This window comes from Endothiovibrio diazotrophicus (assembly GCF_054657215.1).
In genome coordinates, this window is record NZ_BAAHXB010000131.1 from 1 (window position 1) to 15,413 (window position 15,413).

The following is a 15,413-nucleotide window of genomic DNA, read 5'->3' on the forward strand; positions in this document are numbered from 1 at the left end:
GCTAACCAAGGCATCGATGATCAGGCGGTCGCGGGTGTGGTAGCGGGGGCGGTCGGTGCCGACGCGCAACCCCACCACGGGCCCGGCATCGGGGTCGTGGGTGAACTCGCTCGAGCCCTCGGCCAAGCGGCTGCCGTCGAGACCATAGAGCAGACCATGGAGACGGTAGGAGCCGGCCAGGAGGGTTCCGCTATTCCAGGTCTGCGTCAGCCGGACGCTTCCCTCGCCTGGAACCACGCCGCTGGGAAGGGGGCCAAAGGTCCGGATCACCACGCCCTGGTGGTCCTCGATACGCAACTCGGCCCGATAGTCGCCGGGGAGAGCCGCCGGGTTGGCGACCTCGGCCGTCAGCAGCACATCGTCGTCGGGGTGGTAGGTCGACGCGTCGGTAGCGACGGAGATCCCCCCGCGGATGGTCTGAGGCAACACGGGCAGCCGGGCGAGGCTGTTTCCTTCACGGATCTCCCCGATCCGGTCGTCGGGGTCCACCACGGCATAGATATCCCCGCCGCCGCTCAGCGTCGCTACGGTGAGCGTGACATCCAGGAAGTCGCCGGCGGCGATCCCGGACACCGTGCGGCTTCCCAACGCAACGCCACCGCCGGAAGGGTCTCCCTCGTAGAAGGTAAGCGTTGCGCCTTCGGGGGCGGGGAGATTTCCCCCGTTGCCGGCCCGCGCGGTCAACCGTACGCCGGCATCCACCTCGTCGATCCGCAGGCGGGCGGCACTCAGGTCGTGTAACGCGTGCTCCCGTCCGTCGGGGAAGGCGTTGAGACGATAGGTGTTGTGTCCGCGCCAACTGACGGGTTCGACCGCGGGGACGACCCCGTCCTCGCCGATATTGGCGATGTGGTAGCTGTGCTGATTCCACACCCTGCGGGTGCTCAGCCAGGAGCCGCTGCGGCCGCTGAAGACCCGAATGCCGTTATCGCCTCCGGGACCGCTGTAGCGAATATTGGCCGCCACCACGATATCGGCGTGGCCGTCGTTGTCCACGTCGGCCACCACCGGCAACTCGTAGGAGGTTCCGGTGGTATTGGGGATCTCATGCAGCACTTCACCATCGGTCCCGCGGTAGATCCGCAGGAACTCCTCGTCCCCGTAGACCACCTCGGCAAGGCCGTCGCCGTCGAAGTCGAACACCGTCGAGCCGGTCATGCCGGAGCTGTAATCGCGACTCTGCGCCGACCACAGCAGGGTGCCATCGTGGTTGAACACCAGATAGTTGGAGCCGCCGGCGACCCCGATCTCCGGGCGACCGTCGCCATCCATATCGGCGACGGTCGGCGCGCCGCCATAGTTGCGCGCCCCCATTCCGGGCATGCGGATCGGCCCCCACACCAGCCCCCCTTGGTGATCCAGCACCATGATCCGCCCACTGGAGACCAGCACGATCTCCCCTTCGGGATCGTCGTCGAGGTTGGCCACCGCGGCGAAACCGTCACCGGCTTCGGTGTTCTGCCAGCGCAGTTCACCGTCGGACGAATATACGGAGCCGCCGGCAATCACCTCGGGAGTCCCGTCGAGGTCGAGGTCAGCGACGATGGAGATGGGACTCGGCGTGTCCTGATCGGGGTGGTTGTCACCGATGAACGAGCCGGAGCCACGCCAATAGAGAGAACCGTCGGCACGCAACACGGTCGCGCCGTGGATGATCTCGGGACGGCCATCACCATCGAGGTCGGCGATGACGGGGGCACCGATGTCCCAACCGCCGCGGAAATAGGCGGGGTCCGCGCGCCACTTGAAAGTCCCATCGTGCTCGAAGGCGATCAGCCCTCCCCCTTGAGCAGAGGCCACGATCTCGATCCGACCGTCTCCGTCGAGATCGGCGGCGGCGGGGGAGGCGTAGGCCGTGAGCCGGTAGGCGGAAAGGTTGTTGTTCGCCAGTTCCCGGCCGTCGTCCCCGCTGACGATGCGCAACATACCCTTCGGATAGGAGTCCCGATTATCGGGGTGGGCGACGAAGATCACGTCGGGGATGTCCCGTTCATCGACCACGCCATCCTGATTGTCGTCGTTGGTCTGGGCGACCACCGGAGCACTCATCACTTGGACGTAATCCGACGCGACGGGACTGGCACTCCAGTGCCACTTTTCGCCGGGAGCGAGGGTTCCGATACTCATCCCGCCCCGGTAGATGTCGAGACTCGATGCGATATTGTTGAGTTCGTTCCCTTCCTCCACCGCCTCCGCGCTGTCCACGAAGAGGTGGAGGGGGGCATCGCGAAAACGGACCGTACCGTTGACGGCCATGGTGAAGGAGATCGAATCACCCGCCTCGGGACTCCCCGGCAGGCTGCGAGCGCCGAGGAAGGTATCGACCCCCTCGCGATAGGCGCCGTCGCCGTCCACGTCCTCGAAAAGGGTCACGTAGGGGATGGTGGCGGGGGCACGCGCGCCACCGTTGGCGACCGTAACGACCGCTTCGCCGGAGAGGCGTAGCGTCTGGATGTTGGTACGCACACCGGTGACATCGAAGGTGCCGATGGAGAGATCGGGCAAGGAGGCGCCGGGATCGCCGGGCGGGGAGGTGTAGGCGAGCAACACGATCTCGCCGAGGTCGATCATCCCTCCCGCGGTGGCGTCGACCGCGACAGCGACGGGCGTGTAGCCCCTCTTCTCCACCTGAATCTCCATCGACCGGGCCTCGATTCCGGGAAGGAGGAAAGCACCGTCGGCCGTGGTGTGGGCGAGTTCTCCTCCCGCGCGCAAGGCGACGACGACCTCCGCAATCGGGGATCCATCAACGCCGTCGACCACCCGCCCGCCCACGGTCACCGTCGCCGGCTCCGCATCGCGAACCAACAGGAGACTCACACCGGCGCTCATCCCCGCCTCAATCTCGACCACCAGCGTACTGGGCCGATACCCCTCGGCGGTGGCGCTGAGCGTGCGCCTGCCCGGTAAGAGGGCGTCCATCTCGAAGGCGCCGTCCCGATCGCTATAGACTGCAGAAGCGCCTCCCGCGGACAGGTCGGCCGCGGCGTGGGATCGGGCGAGAGCGCGAAGTCGATACGCTCGACCGAACCCGTAGCGAGGGAGACGGAGGCGGCAAGGTAGCCCGCCGCCTCGACGGCGATACCGGCGCTCCCCGGAACGAGCCCGGTGAACTGGTAGTAGCCGGTAGCGTCGGTGACGACCGAAGCGTCGCCGGCAACCGAAAGCGTCGCCCCCGCCAAGGGGGCCCCGGTGAAGGCGTCCGTCACCCGGCCACTGACCACCGCCGGCGCCTCGACCTGCGGGGAAGCCGTCGCCTTATCTGAGGAGGGCACACGCCGCCAAGGCGGTGGCGTAGACACTGTTCGCCCAGCTGCCGTCGTCGCCCTGCATCCCCTGGAGCCGGGCCGCTGCATCGGGATACCCCTCGCGATGGGCGGCGCCGGGCGCGAGCGCCAACAGCGCGGCGGAGAGGGTGGCCGGGTCCATGGCACCACTTCGCGCGGCAAGCTCCGACAGGAGATAGTCGTCCGAAAGGGCCAAGGTATCGGAGAGCGCGTAACGGAAGCGATAGCGATTGAGCGCATCGAGCACCACCGTCGACCGTCGGAACGTATCCTCTTCCGAACTACCTTCCCAGCGGCCAAGGGCATCCCGGCGATCGAGAAGATAGAGGATCGCGCCCTCGGCGAGCGGACTCGCGGCATATCCGGTGCGCGCCAACGCCATCAACGCGTACGCCGTCGCCAACGGCGTCTCGTCGTATCCGGGATAGTCGCCGAACCCGCCCCCTCGTCCCTGTCTGGCGAGCAGCGCCTCCTCCAGCGATACGGTCGCCTCTCCCCGCTCGGAGGCGGCAACCAGCAGGCGCGAGAGAGTCTCGGTACTCGCCTCCGAGGAGGTCGTCAGATAGACGTAGCCGGCGGATGCCTCGCCCGATCGGCGCTGCCGCGCCGACACGAACGGGGGCACCGCCCTTTCACGCCCTCGCTACAGTTTCCGAGCAGGGCGTTCCGGTGGGCAAGGCCATCCCGACGGTACGCCCCGCGTCCTTCGTTCACATCGGAGCGGTAACGCCAACGGTAAGCGAGGAGATCCCGTCACCGCGGGTGGGGTGACGTCCGCCCTCCAGCCTGAAGGGAAGGGTGGATCAGTAGAAAAGCAGCACACCGGCACAGTCGGCAGCGGGGGCATCGGCGGAGAGCTTCCATTGACCACCGCTGAGGCACTCCGCCGCGTTGTAGTCGGCGGCGCGGAAGTCACCGCCTGAGGCGTCGCCGTCGTCGATACGGCGGTCGATCTCGGCGAGCAGCGCCGCCGGCAGGCGGCCGCCGCTGCGCAGTTCGTTGCGCTCGCTGCCCGGCCCGCTCGCCTGTTGGCCCCAGTTGTAGAGGATGTCGCCGCCGAGGGTGTTGCGTGGGCAGGTGGTGATGGGACAACCGTTCCATACGCTGCTCACGCCGATGCCGTCGTAGCTGCCGCGGAGCAGGCCGGCGAGCGCGAGGTGTTGCCACACCGCGGCGCGCTCGGCGTTGGAGTCGATGCGGCCGTTGCCGTCGCCGTCGGCGGCCGCGGCGTCGAGCAGGGTGGAGGCGCGGGAGAGGTCTCCGGGGAGCGCGCCGTAGCGGTCGCGAAAGGCGAGGATCGCCGAGCGCTGCGCCTCCAACTGGGCGATCACGTTGCGCACCCGCGCCCCGTCGATCAACTGCTGCCCCTTCATCACCCCGCCGAGCAGCAGGCCGACGATCACCAGCACAATCGCCAATTCGATCAAAGTGAATCCACTGTTTCTTCTCATCTTCGTTTCTCCTTGTCGGTTGTTTTTCGGTTCCACACGAAGTTGTTCTGTACGCTGGGCCGCGTCGTTCATCTCCGACGTGCCACCCATCCGGATCGGTGGTTTCGTTTCTCGTTTTTTTGCCAACGATCAAGGCACCACCCCGGCGGCGACCAGGCGGTTGAGGAGGCGGTTGGTGGGGAGCCAGCGGAGGTGGTCGTCGAAGGCGGCCGAGGGGGGGCGGAGGACGAAGGTGGTGTCGTCGTCGAGGTTCTCCCGCTCCTCCGCCGATGCGGCCTCGGCGCGGGGGCCGGTGGTGAGGATCACCGCGGGCAGATCGGTGGCCAGCCGGGTGGTGCAGGCGGCCTCTTCACACACCTTCAGGGTGCCGTTGGAGGTCAGCTCGATGCGCTCGGCGAAGCCGCCGCTCACCCCGTAGCGCAATGCGCCGCCCCACGGGTCGCGACCGCCCCGGCGCAGCCCCAGGTCGCGCCACGGCAGCCACGCCACCCGTGTCGCCGGGCAGGGGTACTCCTCGAATCCGTCACCGTCGCTGTCGGCGCAGGGGAGGCGGCCATTGACCAGCGCAAAGCCGAACAGCGCCTCCTCGGCCTCCACCAGCAGGACGTCACGCTCGGCCGCGACGGCAACCTCACGGCTCACCTTCAACGGCTCCATCAGCCCGCCCAGCATCAGCCCGAGGATCAGCAGCACCAGCGCCATCTCCACCAGACTGAAGCCGCTCGGGGTGGAGTTGGGCGGCCCCCTCACGGCGCCACCACCCGCAACCGGTCGTTGAAGGCGGGGTCGCCGTGGCGCCGCTCGAAGTGGCGGTCGCCGGGGGTGGCGTTCTCCCCCTCCAGGTAGTCGCCGAGGCGGGTCGACGGGCGGGCACCGCTCAGGTCGGCGCCGGCGACCAGGGCGACGGCCTCCACATTGCTCCGCGCGGCACCGTCGCCGGTGAGCCACAGGCAGTCGACGCCGGCGGTGCAGTCCGCGACGGCGAAGGCGTAGTAGAGCAGCGGCGCCCACGCCGCCATCCACGCGGGGGGCCGGGGCGCCGGGCCGTCGGGGCAGATGGCGCCCCAGGCGTAGGGGGTGGCACCGTCCAGCGGCAGGCGCCCCTCGCGGTCGCCGGCAACGCTGACCAGCGGGGCGCCGAAGGGGGCGGCGTCGGGATAGACCCCGCAGGCGGCACGGTAGGCGGCAAGCAGTGCCGCCAGCTCGGCCACCACCCGCGCCTCCACCGGCGCCATCAGCTCGTTGCGGTCCAGCGCGAGCAGCAGGTCGCCCCCATCGCCACGCCGGTAATCGAGGTCGCCGTCGCCATTTTCCCCCTCGAGATAACGTTCGCGATGGAGCAGGGCATCGAACCCCGCCGTCGGCCGCTCCTCTCCCGCGGCGACCGGACCCGGCGCGATCAGCAGGGCGACCTGCTCGCCCACCCCGTCGAGGGTCAGCGCGCCAGGGGTATCGCTGTTGAGCGGCACGGCGCCGTTGGCGTGGTAGGCGTCGTCCACCACGTACCAGAGGGGTTCGCCGTAGCCATCGCGCAGCGGCGGCAGGCCGAGGGTGCGCCAGGGAAGCCAGCCGGGCCCGACCACCCCATCCACGTCGCTGCGGCAACGGCTGCCCCGGTAGTCCCGCTGACTGCCGGCGATACGGATCACCCCATCGCGGTCGTAGTCGGGGCAGGGCAGCTCGCCGGGGCGGCTGGCGTCGCGCAGGGCGTAGCCGAGCAGCGCCTCGCGCGCCTCGGCCAGCGCCGCCATGCCCACGGCGCGGCGCTCACGCTGCAGCCGCTCCGCCGCCGTCTCCAGCCGCCAGAGGAGTGCCGCGGCGAGCCCCGCCAGGGCCACCAGGGCGAGCAGCAGCACCGCACCGCGGGCGGCCCCGGGAAGCCCGTCCCTCCTCATCCTCCGCCCCCGCCATCGGCCTTCCCGCCGGATACGCCCTCCGCGGCGCCTTCCAACCTTTCACCCACCCGCAACGCCCGTCGCACGCCGGCCCGTTCCACGACCACCCGCCGCCCCTCCACCGCCACCACCCGTCCACCGGCAGGGAGTCCATCGCCCACCGCGACGCGCCGGCCGTCGATCCACAGCGCCACCGCCCCCCCCGCCCGGCGCGCCAGCCCCTCCAGGCGCGGACCGTGCATCGCCCCACCCCGCTCTGCGCGCTCGGCGGGGGTGGTGAAGAGCCGCCCCAACCCATCGTCGGCCCCGTGGACGACGACGGACACCAGGACACCGGGAAGGAGCAGCCACCACCTCACGATGCCCCCTCCCGCTCCACCACGAAGAGGCGGCGGAGGCGGCACTCCGCCAGCAGGTCGCCCTCGCCTCGACGCTGCAGCTCGCACCCCTCCACCCGCAGCAGCCCCCGGCCGCCGTTGCGCACCCCCTCCAGCCACGCCACCAGGGCCCCTTCGTCGGGCAGCGTCAGACGGGCCACCGCCCCTTGGGCGAAGGCCCCCGCCACCGGCGGATAGGGCTCCACCGGCCCCGGGCGGAGACGCGCCGTCCCCTCGCCCGGCGGCGGCAGGGTAGCGGGCCACTCCGTCGTGCCTGCGTTCTCGCCGACGAGCGCCCCGAGGTCGCTCAGCGCCCGGTGGCGAAGGGCGTATTCGGCCAGCAGACGGTGGGCCCGCTGTGCCGCCTGCCGCGCCGCCGTCGCCTGAAGGGCGGCGGCGCGGGCGTCCGCCAGGCGCCCTTCGGCGCGCTGGTACAGCCAGCCGCCGGCCGCCACCAGGAGCAGCGCGGCGAGCGGCGGCAACCAGCGAATTCCCCGCCTCTCAACGCCAATCATCCTCCCCCCTCAACTCCAGCCGTAGCGCGAAGGGGAGCGTCGCCTCCCCGTCGCCGAACCCCTCCACCGGTGGCGGCGGGCGGGTCACCGTCACCGCCATCACCCCCCGTTCGTTGCGCAGCCGTTGGGCCAGGGCCTGCACCGCCTCGCCGGCATCGCCAGCCGGTAGCCGGCCCGCCAGCTCCAGCAGGAGCGCCTCACCCTCCGCCCCGGCGCGCCATGCCAAGCGCTCCACGGCCAGCGACGGGAACGCCTCCAGCACCCGCCCCAGCCGACCGAGCAGCGGCGCGGCCCGCAGTGCATGGGGGCGCAGCGCCTCGGCCCGCTCCACCGCCGCCACCCGCCGGCGCGCCGCGACCTCCTCCACGGTTGCGGCGGGAGAGGTGTGGGCCAGCGCCCGCTCCAGTTGCGACGCCTGCCGCTGCGCCTCCAGGGCCGCGGCACCCAGTCCACCAGCGGCGGCCAGCAGGGACAGGGCGATAAACGCCGGCAGGGCCGGGAGCCGGGCGGGACGCGACCGCCCATAGCCCGGCGGCCGCGGCGACTCCAGGGCGAGGAGGGCGAACAGCGGGTCGGCGAAGGGCCGCCCCTCGACGGCGTTCTCCGCCCGGTCGACGGCGCCGTCCAGGCGCAGCGGCTCCGCCGCCCGTTGCGGCCACACCCCGAGCCGCTCCAGGTAGGCGCGGGTGGCGGCCAGCTCGTCGTCCAGCGCGGCCTCCGCCGGCGCCAGGCGGGTCGCCACCGGGCGGCCTCCGCGCAGCAGCACCAGACGCAGGCCGCCGCCCCAGGTGCGCCACGCCACCAGCCGCTCGCCGGCCGTCTCCCCCAGCCGTTGCAGCAGCAGCGGCAGCAGGCGGGTCGGCGTGGTGACCACCTCCGGCGGCCCGCCCGCCAGCTCCGTCAGCTCGGCCAAGGGGTGTGGGTCGTTGAGGGCGCTGAACCCCCACCGCTCCTCCCCCTCCGCGACGTCGATCCGCTCCCGGTGGCGGTAGGGGGTGTCGGGGAAGAGCCGCTCGGCGGTGGCGGCCAGCAGCCGGCGGCGATCCCCGCCGCGCAGCCGCGGCAGCCGTTCCAGCCGACACTCCTCCTCGCCCCGCTCCACCACCAGCCGCCAGCGACCGCGGGGGGTGGCGGCGAGGTGGTGGGCAAGGGCCGCGCGCTCGCCAGCCGGGAAGTGGCACGGTTCGACGAGGGCGCCGTCGCGCCGCTCGATCACCGTCACCCCGGCGGGGGAGAGCCATAGCAGGCGCAGGATCTCCATGGTCGAATCGCTCTCCTCCGTTTCGTCAGGGCGTCGGGTGGACCTTCCCGCCGACGGGTAGCCGCGGGCATCGCGTAGGTCGGCGCTACTGCGCCGACGTGAACGAGGGCACCGTCGCCCGAGTTCGGCGACCTCGCTCTCCGAACGGAGGTCGCTTTCGGAAAGGACCCGGGGGAATCACACCCCGCTGCCCCCGATCACGTCGGCGCGGTAGCGCCGACCTACGGGTCACCGACGCCCTCAGGAGGACGGGGCCCCTTACCGCCCGAGGGAGCCGATGAGGTCGAACAGCGGCCCCATCACCGCCAGCACGACGCCGCCGAGGAGGCCGCCCAGCAGGAGGGTGAGCAGCGGCTCCAGCAGGGCGGCGGCCCGCTCCAGGGCCTCGCGCAGGGCCTGTTCCTCCAGCTCGGCGACCCGCCCGAGGGCGCGGTCGAGGCCGCCGCTACGCTCGCCAAGGGCGACCATCCGCACCAGCAGCGGCGGGAACAGCTCCGCCCCGGCGAACGCTTCACTGAGCGGCGTCCCCCGCTCCACCGCTCCGAGAACCCGCGCCGTCGCCGCCGCCACCGCGCGGTTGCCCGCCACCCGGGCCGCCACCGCCAGGGCCTCCAGCAGCGGCAGTCCGGCGCGATACATCAGGGCGAGGGCGCGGGCCAGCCGGGCGAGCGCCGCCCGGCGCAGCTGGGGACCGATCCACCAAACGCCCAGAAGCCAGCGGTCCCGGATCGTAAGCAATCGCTCACTTCGCCGCAAAATCAGCGTCCCCGCGAGGAGCAGCGGCGGAGCTGCCACCGCCAGCAGCGGGAGCAGGATCCCCGCCCACCGCCCGGCCGCGAGCAGCCAGCGGGTCTCCGCCGACGGTGGCCGGCCGAGGGCGCTGCCCAGGGCGGCGAGCCCGGGGACCACCTCCAGCAGCAGGAAGAGGGTCACCCCGCCGACCACCGCCAGGGTCACCGCCGGGTAGAGCAGCAGCCGCTGCAGCCGCCCGGCCAGCTCCGCCCGCCACGCCAGTTCGCGGTGGAGCCGCGCCGCCACCTCGGCCAGCTCACCGCTGCGCTCCCCCACCGCCACCAGGGCCACCGCCAGCGGATCCACCGCCGCGGGGTGGTCGGCGAGCGCCGCCGACAGCGCCGCGCCGCCCTCCACCCGTACCCGCAGGGCGCCGGCCAGCCGCCGCAGGGGGGCGGCGTGGTGGGGCGCTTCCAGCTCGCGCAAGGTCTCGTCCAGCGGCAACCCCGCCTCCAGCAACTGGCCCACCACAAACCACAGCTCCAGCCGCTCGCGGGGGGCGAGGCGCAAGCGCCCCCCGCCGGCCAGCGGCCGCGCCCGCAGCAGGGTCACCCCCTCCCGGCGCAGCGCGTCGGCCAGCGCCGTCCGCCCGGCCGCCTCCCGCTCGCCGTGGCAGAGCCGGCCGTCGGCGGCCACCGCCCGGTAGCGGAAGCGCGCCATCAATCCACTCCGCCACCGCGCACCGGCACCTACTCCGCCAGCTCCACCACCCGCGCCAGCTCGGCGAGGCTGGTCTCCCCGCTGCGCAGCCGCGAGCGCCCCGCCTCGGCCAGGGTGCGGTAGCCGCAGGCGGCGGCGGCACGGCGCAACTCCCGCGGCGGGGCGCCGTAGGCGAGCAGCTCGGCCAGCGCCTCGTCGGGGATCAACAGCTCCAGCAGCGCCACCCGGCCGTGGTAGCCGCGGCCGGCGCAGCGCTCGCAGCCCTCCGCCCGCCACAGCCACTCGGCGCCGCCGGCCCACGCCCGCTCGGCACCGTCGGCGCGGTAGCGTCGCCGGCAATGGAGGCAGAGGCGACGCACCAGGCGCTGGGAGAGGACCCCGGCGAGGTGCTCGGCGAGCAGCCCGGGGGACAGTCCCAGCTCGGTGAGCCGCGGCACCACCGCAGGGGCGGAGGCGGCGTGGAGGGTGGCATAGACGCGGTGGCCGGTGAGGGTGGCGCGCAGCGCCATCGCCGCGGTCCCGGCGTCGCGGATCTCGCCGATCAGGATCACGTCGGGGTCCTGGCGGAGCAGCGCGCGCACCCCATCGGCAAAGCCGAAACCGGCGCCCTCGCGGATGGTGCTCTGGCGGATGCCGGGGAGCGGATACTCCACCGGGTCCTCCAGGGTCATCACGTTGAGGGCGTCGCGGTCCAGCCCCTGCAGCAGGGCGTAGAGGGTGGTGGTCTTGCCGCTGCCGGTGGGACCGCTGACCAGCACCATCCCCTCGGGACGGGCGGCCAGCCGGCGCAGGGCTTCGAGGTCCCGCGCCTCCAGACCGAGCGCCTCCAGGGGCGGAATGCCCCGCTCGCGGTCGAGCAGCCGCAGCACCAGGTTCTCGCCGTGGAGGGTGGGCAGGGAGGAGACCCGCAGGTCCATCGCGCGGCCGTGGATGAGCCGGCTGAAGCGCCCCTCCCGCGGGGTGCGTACGTCGGCGATGTCGAGCCCGCCCATCACCTTGAGGCGCACCGCCATGGCGGGCCAGAGCCCGGCGTGGAGGGTGCGCAGGTCGACCAGCACACCATCGACCCGCTGGCGGATGCGCAGTGCGCCGCGCTCCGGCTGGAAATGGAGATCGGAGGCACCGGCGGCCACCGCCTCGCCGAGCAGGGCGTCGACCAGCCGCACCACCGGGTGGCGGTGGTCGGCGCGAGCGGCGCCGGCGGAGGCCGCCCCCTCCCCCGCCCCATCCAGCTCGGCGAGGATCGCCTCCACCCGGTAGGCATAGCCGTAGAGCCGCTCGATGGCCGCCTCCACCTCCGCCTCGTCGGCCTGGAACAGCTCCAGTCGGCAGCCGGCGAGGTGGGCGTGCAGACGATCGAGGGCAGGCAGGTCGCGGCCGTCGACCATCGCCAGGCGCAGCCGGTCGCCGTCGATGGAGACCGGTACCGCTCGACAGCGGCGGGCCAGCGCCTCCGGCAACCGGGCGAGGGCCTCCGGGTCGGCCACCAGGCGCTCCAGGGCGAGGGTTGGCAGCCCCGCCTCCTCGCCGCGCAGCCGGCGCAGCAGGTCGCCCCCCACCAGCTCCAGCTCGCTCAGCGCCCGCGCCAGCGGGATGCCGCGCTGGCGACGCTCCCGCTCGGCGATGCGCAACTGGTCGCTGCTGAGGTGGCCCTCCTGCAACAGGCGGCGGGCCAACGGGTCGAGCCCCTCGGCGGCGAGGCCGCCGGCGGACGGGCGGAGGTGCGGGTCGTTCATTCCGCCTCCACCGTCAGCTGGGCCACCACGGCCCGCAGGCGCCCGTCGCCCGGGGCACGGCGCAGTGCCTCGCGGTAGGCGGCCAGCGCCCCGGCGCGGTCGCCGGCGACCGCCCGCAGCCGCCCCAGGGCGGCCAGCAACCACGGCTCCCGCCCCTCCCGCAGCAGGGCCCGCAGGCGCCGTTCGGCCCGCGCCGACGGCTCGGCCAGCGCCAGTCCGGCGGCGGCGCGGCGATCCAGCGGGGCGAGGGCTTGCAGATGACGCCACGCCGCGGCGGCCTGATCGCCGTGCCCAACGGCCGTCAGCGCCGCGGCGAGCCCGGCCCAGCCGTCGAGCCAACCCGGCTCGTCGTCCAGCCGCCGCCGGTACCACGTCGCCGCCTCCGTCCATCGTCCGTCGGAGGCGAGTCGTTCGCCGCGGGTCGGCGCGGCGGGCGGGGTCGCCTCGCTCCGCTTCACCACCACCGCGGGAGGCGGCATCCCCGCCACCGCGGTGGGCGGGGCGTCCATCGGTTGCGCCGTGCCGGCCGGCGCCGCCGGCGGGGCGGGCGGGGCGGCGGCAGGTGCCCCTTCCGCCGGCGCCTGCCGCACGGGGTGCGGCGGCGGGCGGTACTCCCGATAGAGCGTCAGGTAGGGCCAGGCGGCCCCCCCCAGCGTCGCCGCCCAGAGCAGCGCCCATGCCGACCGGCGCACGCCCCTGCGCAGCCGCCAGCCGCGGGGCGCGGCGCGGGCCGCCAGCGGAAACGGAAGCGCCCCGCTCACGTCGCCCCCACCACTAGCGGACGCAGCAGGATCACCAGCTCGCTCTTGCTGCGGTGGTCGGCGCGGTAGGCGAAGAGGTCGCCGATCAGCGGCAGGGAGTGGAGCCCCGGCACGCCGTCGCGGCCGCGCTCGAGACTCTCGCGCATCAGCCCGCCGAGTACCGCCACCCGGCCGCTGGCCACCTTCAGCACCAACTCCAGCTCACGCACCTGGACCTCCGGCACCAGCGAGGTGACCCCTGCCTCGGCCAGCGGCGGGCTCGGATCGGGGACGAAACGCAGGATGCGCGACAGCGTCGGGCGGATGTTGAGGGTCACCGTGCGGTCCTCGCCGATCTGCGGGGTGACGCTCATCACCAGTCCCACCGGCACGGTGTGGACGGTGGTGCGGTAGCTGCGGCGGACGGTGATCCCCTGGTCGTTGGCCTCCTCCTCCACCTCGGTGGTGAAGTAGACCCGGTTATCCACCACCTTGAGCAGCGCCGTCTGGTTGTTCATCACCGTCAGCCGCGGACGGGAGAGGACCCGCAGTCGGCCGAAGCGTTCGAGCAGCCGCAGGGTGGCGGTGAGGTCGAGGGCGCGCCCCAGGTCGAGGGCGGCGCTGAACAGCGGCGCCGCCCCCAGGCGGCCGGCGGTCAGCGACTGCTCCAGTCCCAGGGAGGCGCCGCTGTCGCCGCCCAGCCGCTGCCAGTCGACGCCGGCCTGATAGTCGTCGGAGAGCTCCACCTCCACCACCGTCGCCTCGATCAGCACCTGGCGGCCGACGCCGGCATCCAGGGCGTCGAGCAGCGCCGCCACCTCGCGCTGGCGGGCGGCGCTGGCGCGCACCGTCACCACGCCCCCTTCGGGGTGGAGGTAGATCTCGCCCCCCTCCCCGACCAGCGCCCGCAGCCCCTCGCCGAGCCGCTCCCAGAAGCGGTTGTCGCTGCGGTCGGTGAGCGCGGTGGTGGAGTTGTTGTCGCCGCCGGAGGCCCCCCGGGCGCTGGGGGTGCCGGAGCCGGTGGTGGCGATGCGGGTGGCGACGCCGACGCTCCCCTCGGCGCTGCGGCTCATGTTGAGGTGATCTACCCGGTAGTGGCGGACGAACGGGGTGTCGGGCTCCAGCACCAGGTCCTCGCCGTCGAGGCGGTAGCGCAGGTCGAGTTGGCGGGCGATGCGGTCGAGGATCCGCGGCAGGGTCTGCTCCTCGGCGGTGAGGGTGACCGTTCCCTCCACCGCGGGGTGGAGGTCCAGGTTGAGGTGGGCATCACGGGCCAGGGCGAAGAGCAGTTCGCGCACCGCCACCCCCTCCACCGCGACGCTGTAGCGGGCGAGCGGCGCGGCGCCGTCGGCGGGGGGCGGCAGCGGGTCGGGCAGGGGCGCGGGCGAGGGTTCGGACGCAGGGGGTGCCAACCTGGCGGGCGGCGGCGCGGCTTGCGCGACCGCTGGCGGCGAGGCCGGAACGGGACGCGCTCCCGTCCCCGCGCACCCGCCCGCCGCCAGCGCCATCACCAGTCCCAGGACTCCCAGCCTCGCCTCCACTTCGCCCTCCCTTCGGGTTGCCATCGATCGAAATCCCAGGGCGAAGATAGAACGGGAAAGGCAGCCTAACAACACCAAATGTAGATGCTTACTGAATAAAACAGTGACATCTGACACAGTCGGTAAATATTCCCTATCTGGGACATGGGAGTTTTCGCAACGACGGTGAGAAACAACTGATTTCCTCCCGTTGCAGGGCGTTTTTTCGGGCAGGAGCGATGGGGCCGGCAAGGCACATGCGGCCCCGCCCCCCGCTGCCCTCGTTCGCGTCGCCGCGGTAGCGGCAACCTACGCGGGACCGGCCGGGGCGTCCGCCCGCCCACCGCCCACCGCCCACCGCCCACCGCTCTCCGCCCCTTCGCCCCTTCGCCGAGCAGGATGACGCCACCGCCCTCTCCGGTTAATCTGTCACCTGTCACCTGTCACCTGTCACCTGTCACCTGTCACCTGCCGCCGCCCATGCCTGCCCTCCACCTCCACGCCCTCGCCACCGATCTGCTCCAGCCGCTGGAGCTGACCGTGGCGGCGGGCGAGTGCATCGCGCTGCGCGGCCCCTCGGGCAGCGGCAAGAGCCGTCTGTTGCGGGCGATCGCCGATCTGGACCCCGCGGAAGGTTCGGTGAGCCTGAATGGAGAGGTGCGAGAGGGGATGCCCGCTCCCCACTGGCGGCGGCGGGTGGGGCTGCTGGGGGCGGAGAGCCAGTGGTGGCACGACCGGGTGGGCGAGCACTTCCCGCGCGTCGACGCCGAGCGCCTGCACCGCCTCGGTTTCGATGGCGAAGTACTGGAATGGGAGGTCTCCCGCCTCTCCAGCGGCGAGAAGCAGCGGCTGGCCCTGGCCCGCCTGCTGGCCAACGAACCGGAGGCGCTGCTGCTCGACGAGCCCACCGCCAATCTGGACCACGACAACGGCGCCCGAGTGGAGGCGCTGATCGCCGACTACCGGCGGGAGCGCGAGGCGGCGGTGATCTGGGTCGGCCACGACCCGGCCCAGCTCGACCGGGTGGCCGAGCGCCGCTTCCGCATCGACGGCGGGCGGCTGGTGGAGGAGACGGGCCGTTGAACCTGCAACAGCCTTCCCTGTGGGAGCGGCCCTTAGGCCGCGACGGCGCCGCTTCGGTCACCCCCGCAGGTATGTTCGAGCTGCGGCACTCCGCAC

The 15,413-nt window shown here is 72.9% G+C and carries 14 protein-coding genes; 1 reads left to right on the top strand and 13 read right to left on the bottom strand.

Annotated elements, in window-relative coordinates:
* From ACYQ2W_RS22380 to ACYQ2W_RS22440, 13 genes are all read right to left on the bottom strand, one after another.
* Window positions 1-2,922, bottom strand: a 2,922-nt coding sequence (locus tag ACYQ2W_RS22380) for an FG-GAP-like repeat-containing protein (protein ID WP_459872461.1), incomplete at its 3' end; no start/stop codon positions are given.
* Window positions 2,829-3,356, bottom strand: a complete 528-nt coding sequence (locus ACYQ2W_RS22385) for a carboxypeptidase-like regulatory domain-containing protein (protein WP_459872464.1) — start codon at window positions 3,354-3,356, stop codon at window positions 2,829-2,831. The genes ACYQ2W_RS22385 and ACYQ2W_RS22380, both read right to left, overlap by 94 nt.
* Complete coding sequence (locus ACYQ2W_RS22390; RefSeq protein WP_459872467.1) at window positions 3,259-3,912, bottom strand: prenyltransferase/squalene oxidase repeat-containing protein; 654 nt, start codon at window positions 3,910-3,912, stop codon at window positions 3,259-3,261. The genes ACYQ2W_RS22385 and ACYQ2W_RS22390 overlap by 98 nt, the downstream gene beginning before the upstream one ends.
* A 178-nt stretch (window positions 3,913-4,090) precedes the next feature.
* The gene (locus ACYQ2W_RS22395) at window positions 4,091-4,738 is read right to left on the bottom strand and encodes a type II secretion system protein (protein WP_459872470.1); all 648 of its coding nucleotides are present in this window, start codon (window positions 4,736-4,738) and stop codon (window positions 4,091-4,093) included.
* 129 nt (window positions 4,739-4,867) lie between these two features.
* A complete protein-coding gene (locus ACYQ2W_RS22400; protein ID WP_459872473.1) occupies window positions 4,868-5,488 on the bottom strand; it encodes a prepilin-type N-terminal cleavage/methylation domain-containing protein in 621 nt (206 codons plus the stop codon).
* On the bottom strand, window positions 5,485-6,633 hold the full coding sequence (locus ACYQ2W_RS22405) for a hypothetical protein (protein WP_459872476.1): 1,149 nt from the start codon (window positions 6,631-6,633) through the stop codon (window positions 5,485-5,487). Before ACYQ2W_RS22405 ends, ACYQ2W_RS22400 begins: the two co-directional genes overlap by 4 nt.
* Entirely contained in the window at window positions 6,630-6,992 is a 363-nt protein-coding gene (locus ACYQ2W_RS22410) for a hypothetical protein (protein WP_459872480.1), read from the bottom strand. The genes ACYQ2W_RS22405 and ACYQ2W_RS22410 overlap by 4 nt, the downstream gene beginning before the upstream one ends.
* Window positions 6,989-7,525: a hypothetical protein gene (locus ACYQ2W_RS22415; RefSeq protein WP_459872482.1), complete on the bottom strand. Its 537-nt coding sequence runs from the start codon at window positions 7,523-7,525 to the stop codon at window positions 6,989-6,991. Before ACYQ2W_RS22415 ends, ACYQ2W_RS22410 begins: the two co-directional genes overlap by 4 nt.
* Window positions 7,512-8,786, bottom strand: a complete 1,275-nt coding sequence (locus tag ACYQ2W_RS22420; RefSeq protein WP_459872485.1) for a hypothetical protein — start codon at window positions 8,784-8,786, stop codon at window positions 7,512-7,514. Before ACYQ2W_RS22420 ends, ACYQ2W_RS22415 begins: the two co-directional genes overlap by 14 nt.
* 258 nt (window positions 8,787-9,044) lie before the next feature.
* Window positions 9,045-10,238, bottom strand: coding sequence for a type II secretion system F family protein (locus ACYQ2W_RS22425; protein WP_459872488.1), 1,194 nt, complete (start codon window positions 10,236-10,238; stop codon window positions 9,045-9,047).
* 29 nt (window positions 10,239-10,267) lie between these two features.
* Window positions 10,268-11,974, bottom strand: coding sequence for a GspE/PulE family protein (locus ACYQ2W_RS22430; protein WP_459872491.1), 1,707 nt, complete (start codon window positions 11,972-11,974; stop codon window positions 10,268-10,270).
* On the bottom strand, window positions 11,971-12,735 hold the full coding sequence (locus tag ACYQ2W_RS22435) for a tetratricopeptide repeat protein (RefSeq protein WP_459872494.1): 765 nt from the start codon (window positions 12,733-12,735) through the stop codon (window positions 11,971-11,973). Before ACYQ2W_RS22435 ends, ACYQ2W_RS22430 begins: the two co-directional genes overlap by 4 nt.
* Window positions 12,732-14,279 carry a type II secretory pathway protein gene (locus ACYQ2W_RS22440; protein ID WP_459872497.1) on the bottom strand — a complete coding sequence of 516 codons (1,548 nt, stop codon included), beginning with the start codon at window positions 14,277-14,279 and terminating at the stop codon, window positions 12,732-12,734. Before ACYQ2W_RS22440 ends, ACYQ2W_RS22435 begins: the two co-directional genes overlap by 4 nt.
* 435 nt (window positions 14,280-14,714) lie before the next feature.
* Here ACYQ2W_RS22440 and ACYQ2W_RS22445 point away from each other — a divergent pair, with 435 nt between their 5' ends.
* Complete coding sequence (locus ACYQ2W_RS22445; RefSeq protein WP_459872500.1) at window positions 14,715-15,317, top strand: ABC transporter ATP-binding protein; 603 nt, start codon at window positions 14,715-14,717, stop codon at window positions 15,315-15,317.
* Window positions 15,318-15,413 lie beyond the last annotated feature (96 nt).

Coding starts and splice junctions, on each gene's coding strand:
- ACYQ2W_RS22385 (WP_459872464.1), bottom strand. CDS start 3,356: ATGCAGCGGCCCGGCTCCAGGGGATGCAGGGCGACGACGGCAGCTGGG.
- ACYQ2W_RS22395 (WP_459872470.1), bottom strand. CDS start 4,738: ATGAGAAGAAACAGTGGATTCACTTTGATCGAATTGGCGATTGTGCTG.
- ACYQ2W_RS22405 (WP_459872476.1), bottom strand. CDS start 6,633: ATGAGGAGGGACGGGCTTCCCGGGGCCGCCCGCGGTGCGGTGCTGCTG.
- ACYQ2W_RS22415 (WP_459872482.1), bottom strand. CDS start 7,525: ATGATTGGCGTTGAGAGGCGGGGAATTCGCTGGTTGCCGCCGCTCGCC.
- ACYQ2W_RS22420 (WP_459872485.1), bottom strand. CDS start 8,786: ATGGAGATCCTGCGCCTGCTATGGCTCTCCCCCGCCGGGGTGACGGTG.
- ACYQ2W_RS22425 (WP_459872488.1), bottom strand. CDS start 10,238: ATGGCGCGCTTCCGCTACCGGGCGGTGGCCGCCGACGGCCGGCTCTGC.
- ACYQ2W_RS22430 (WP_459872491.1), bottom strand. CDS start 11,974: ATGAACGACCCGCACCTCCGCCCGTCCGCCGGCGGCCTCGCCGCCGAG.
- ACYQ2W_RS22440 (WP_459872497.1), bottom strand. CDS start 14,279: ATGGCAACCCGAAGGGAGGGCGAAGTGGAGGCGAGGCTGGGAGTCCTG.
- ACYQ2W_RS22445 (WP_459872500.1), top strand. CDS start 14,715: ATGCCTGCCCTCCACCTCCACGCCCTCGCCACCGATCTGCTCCAGCCG.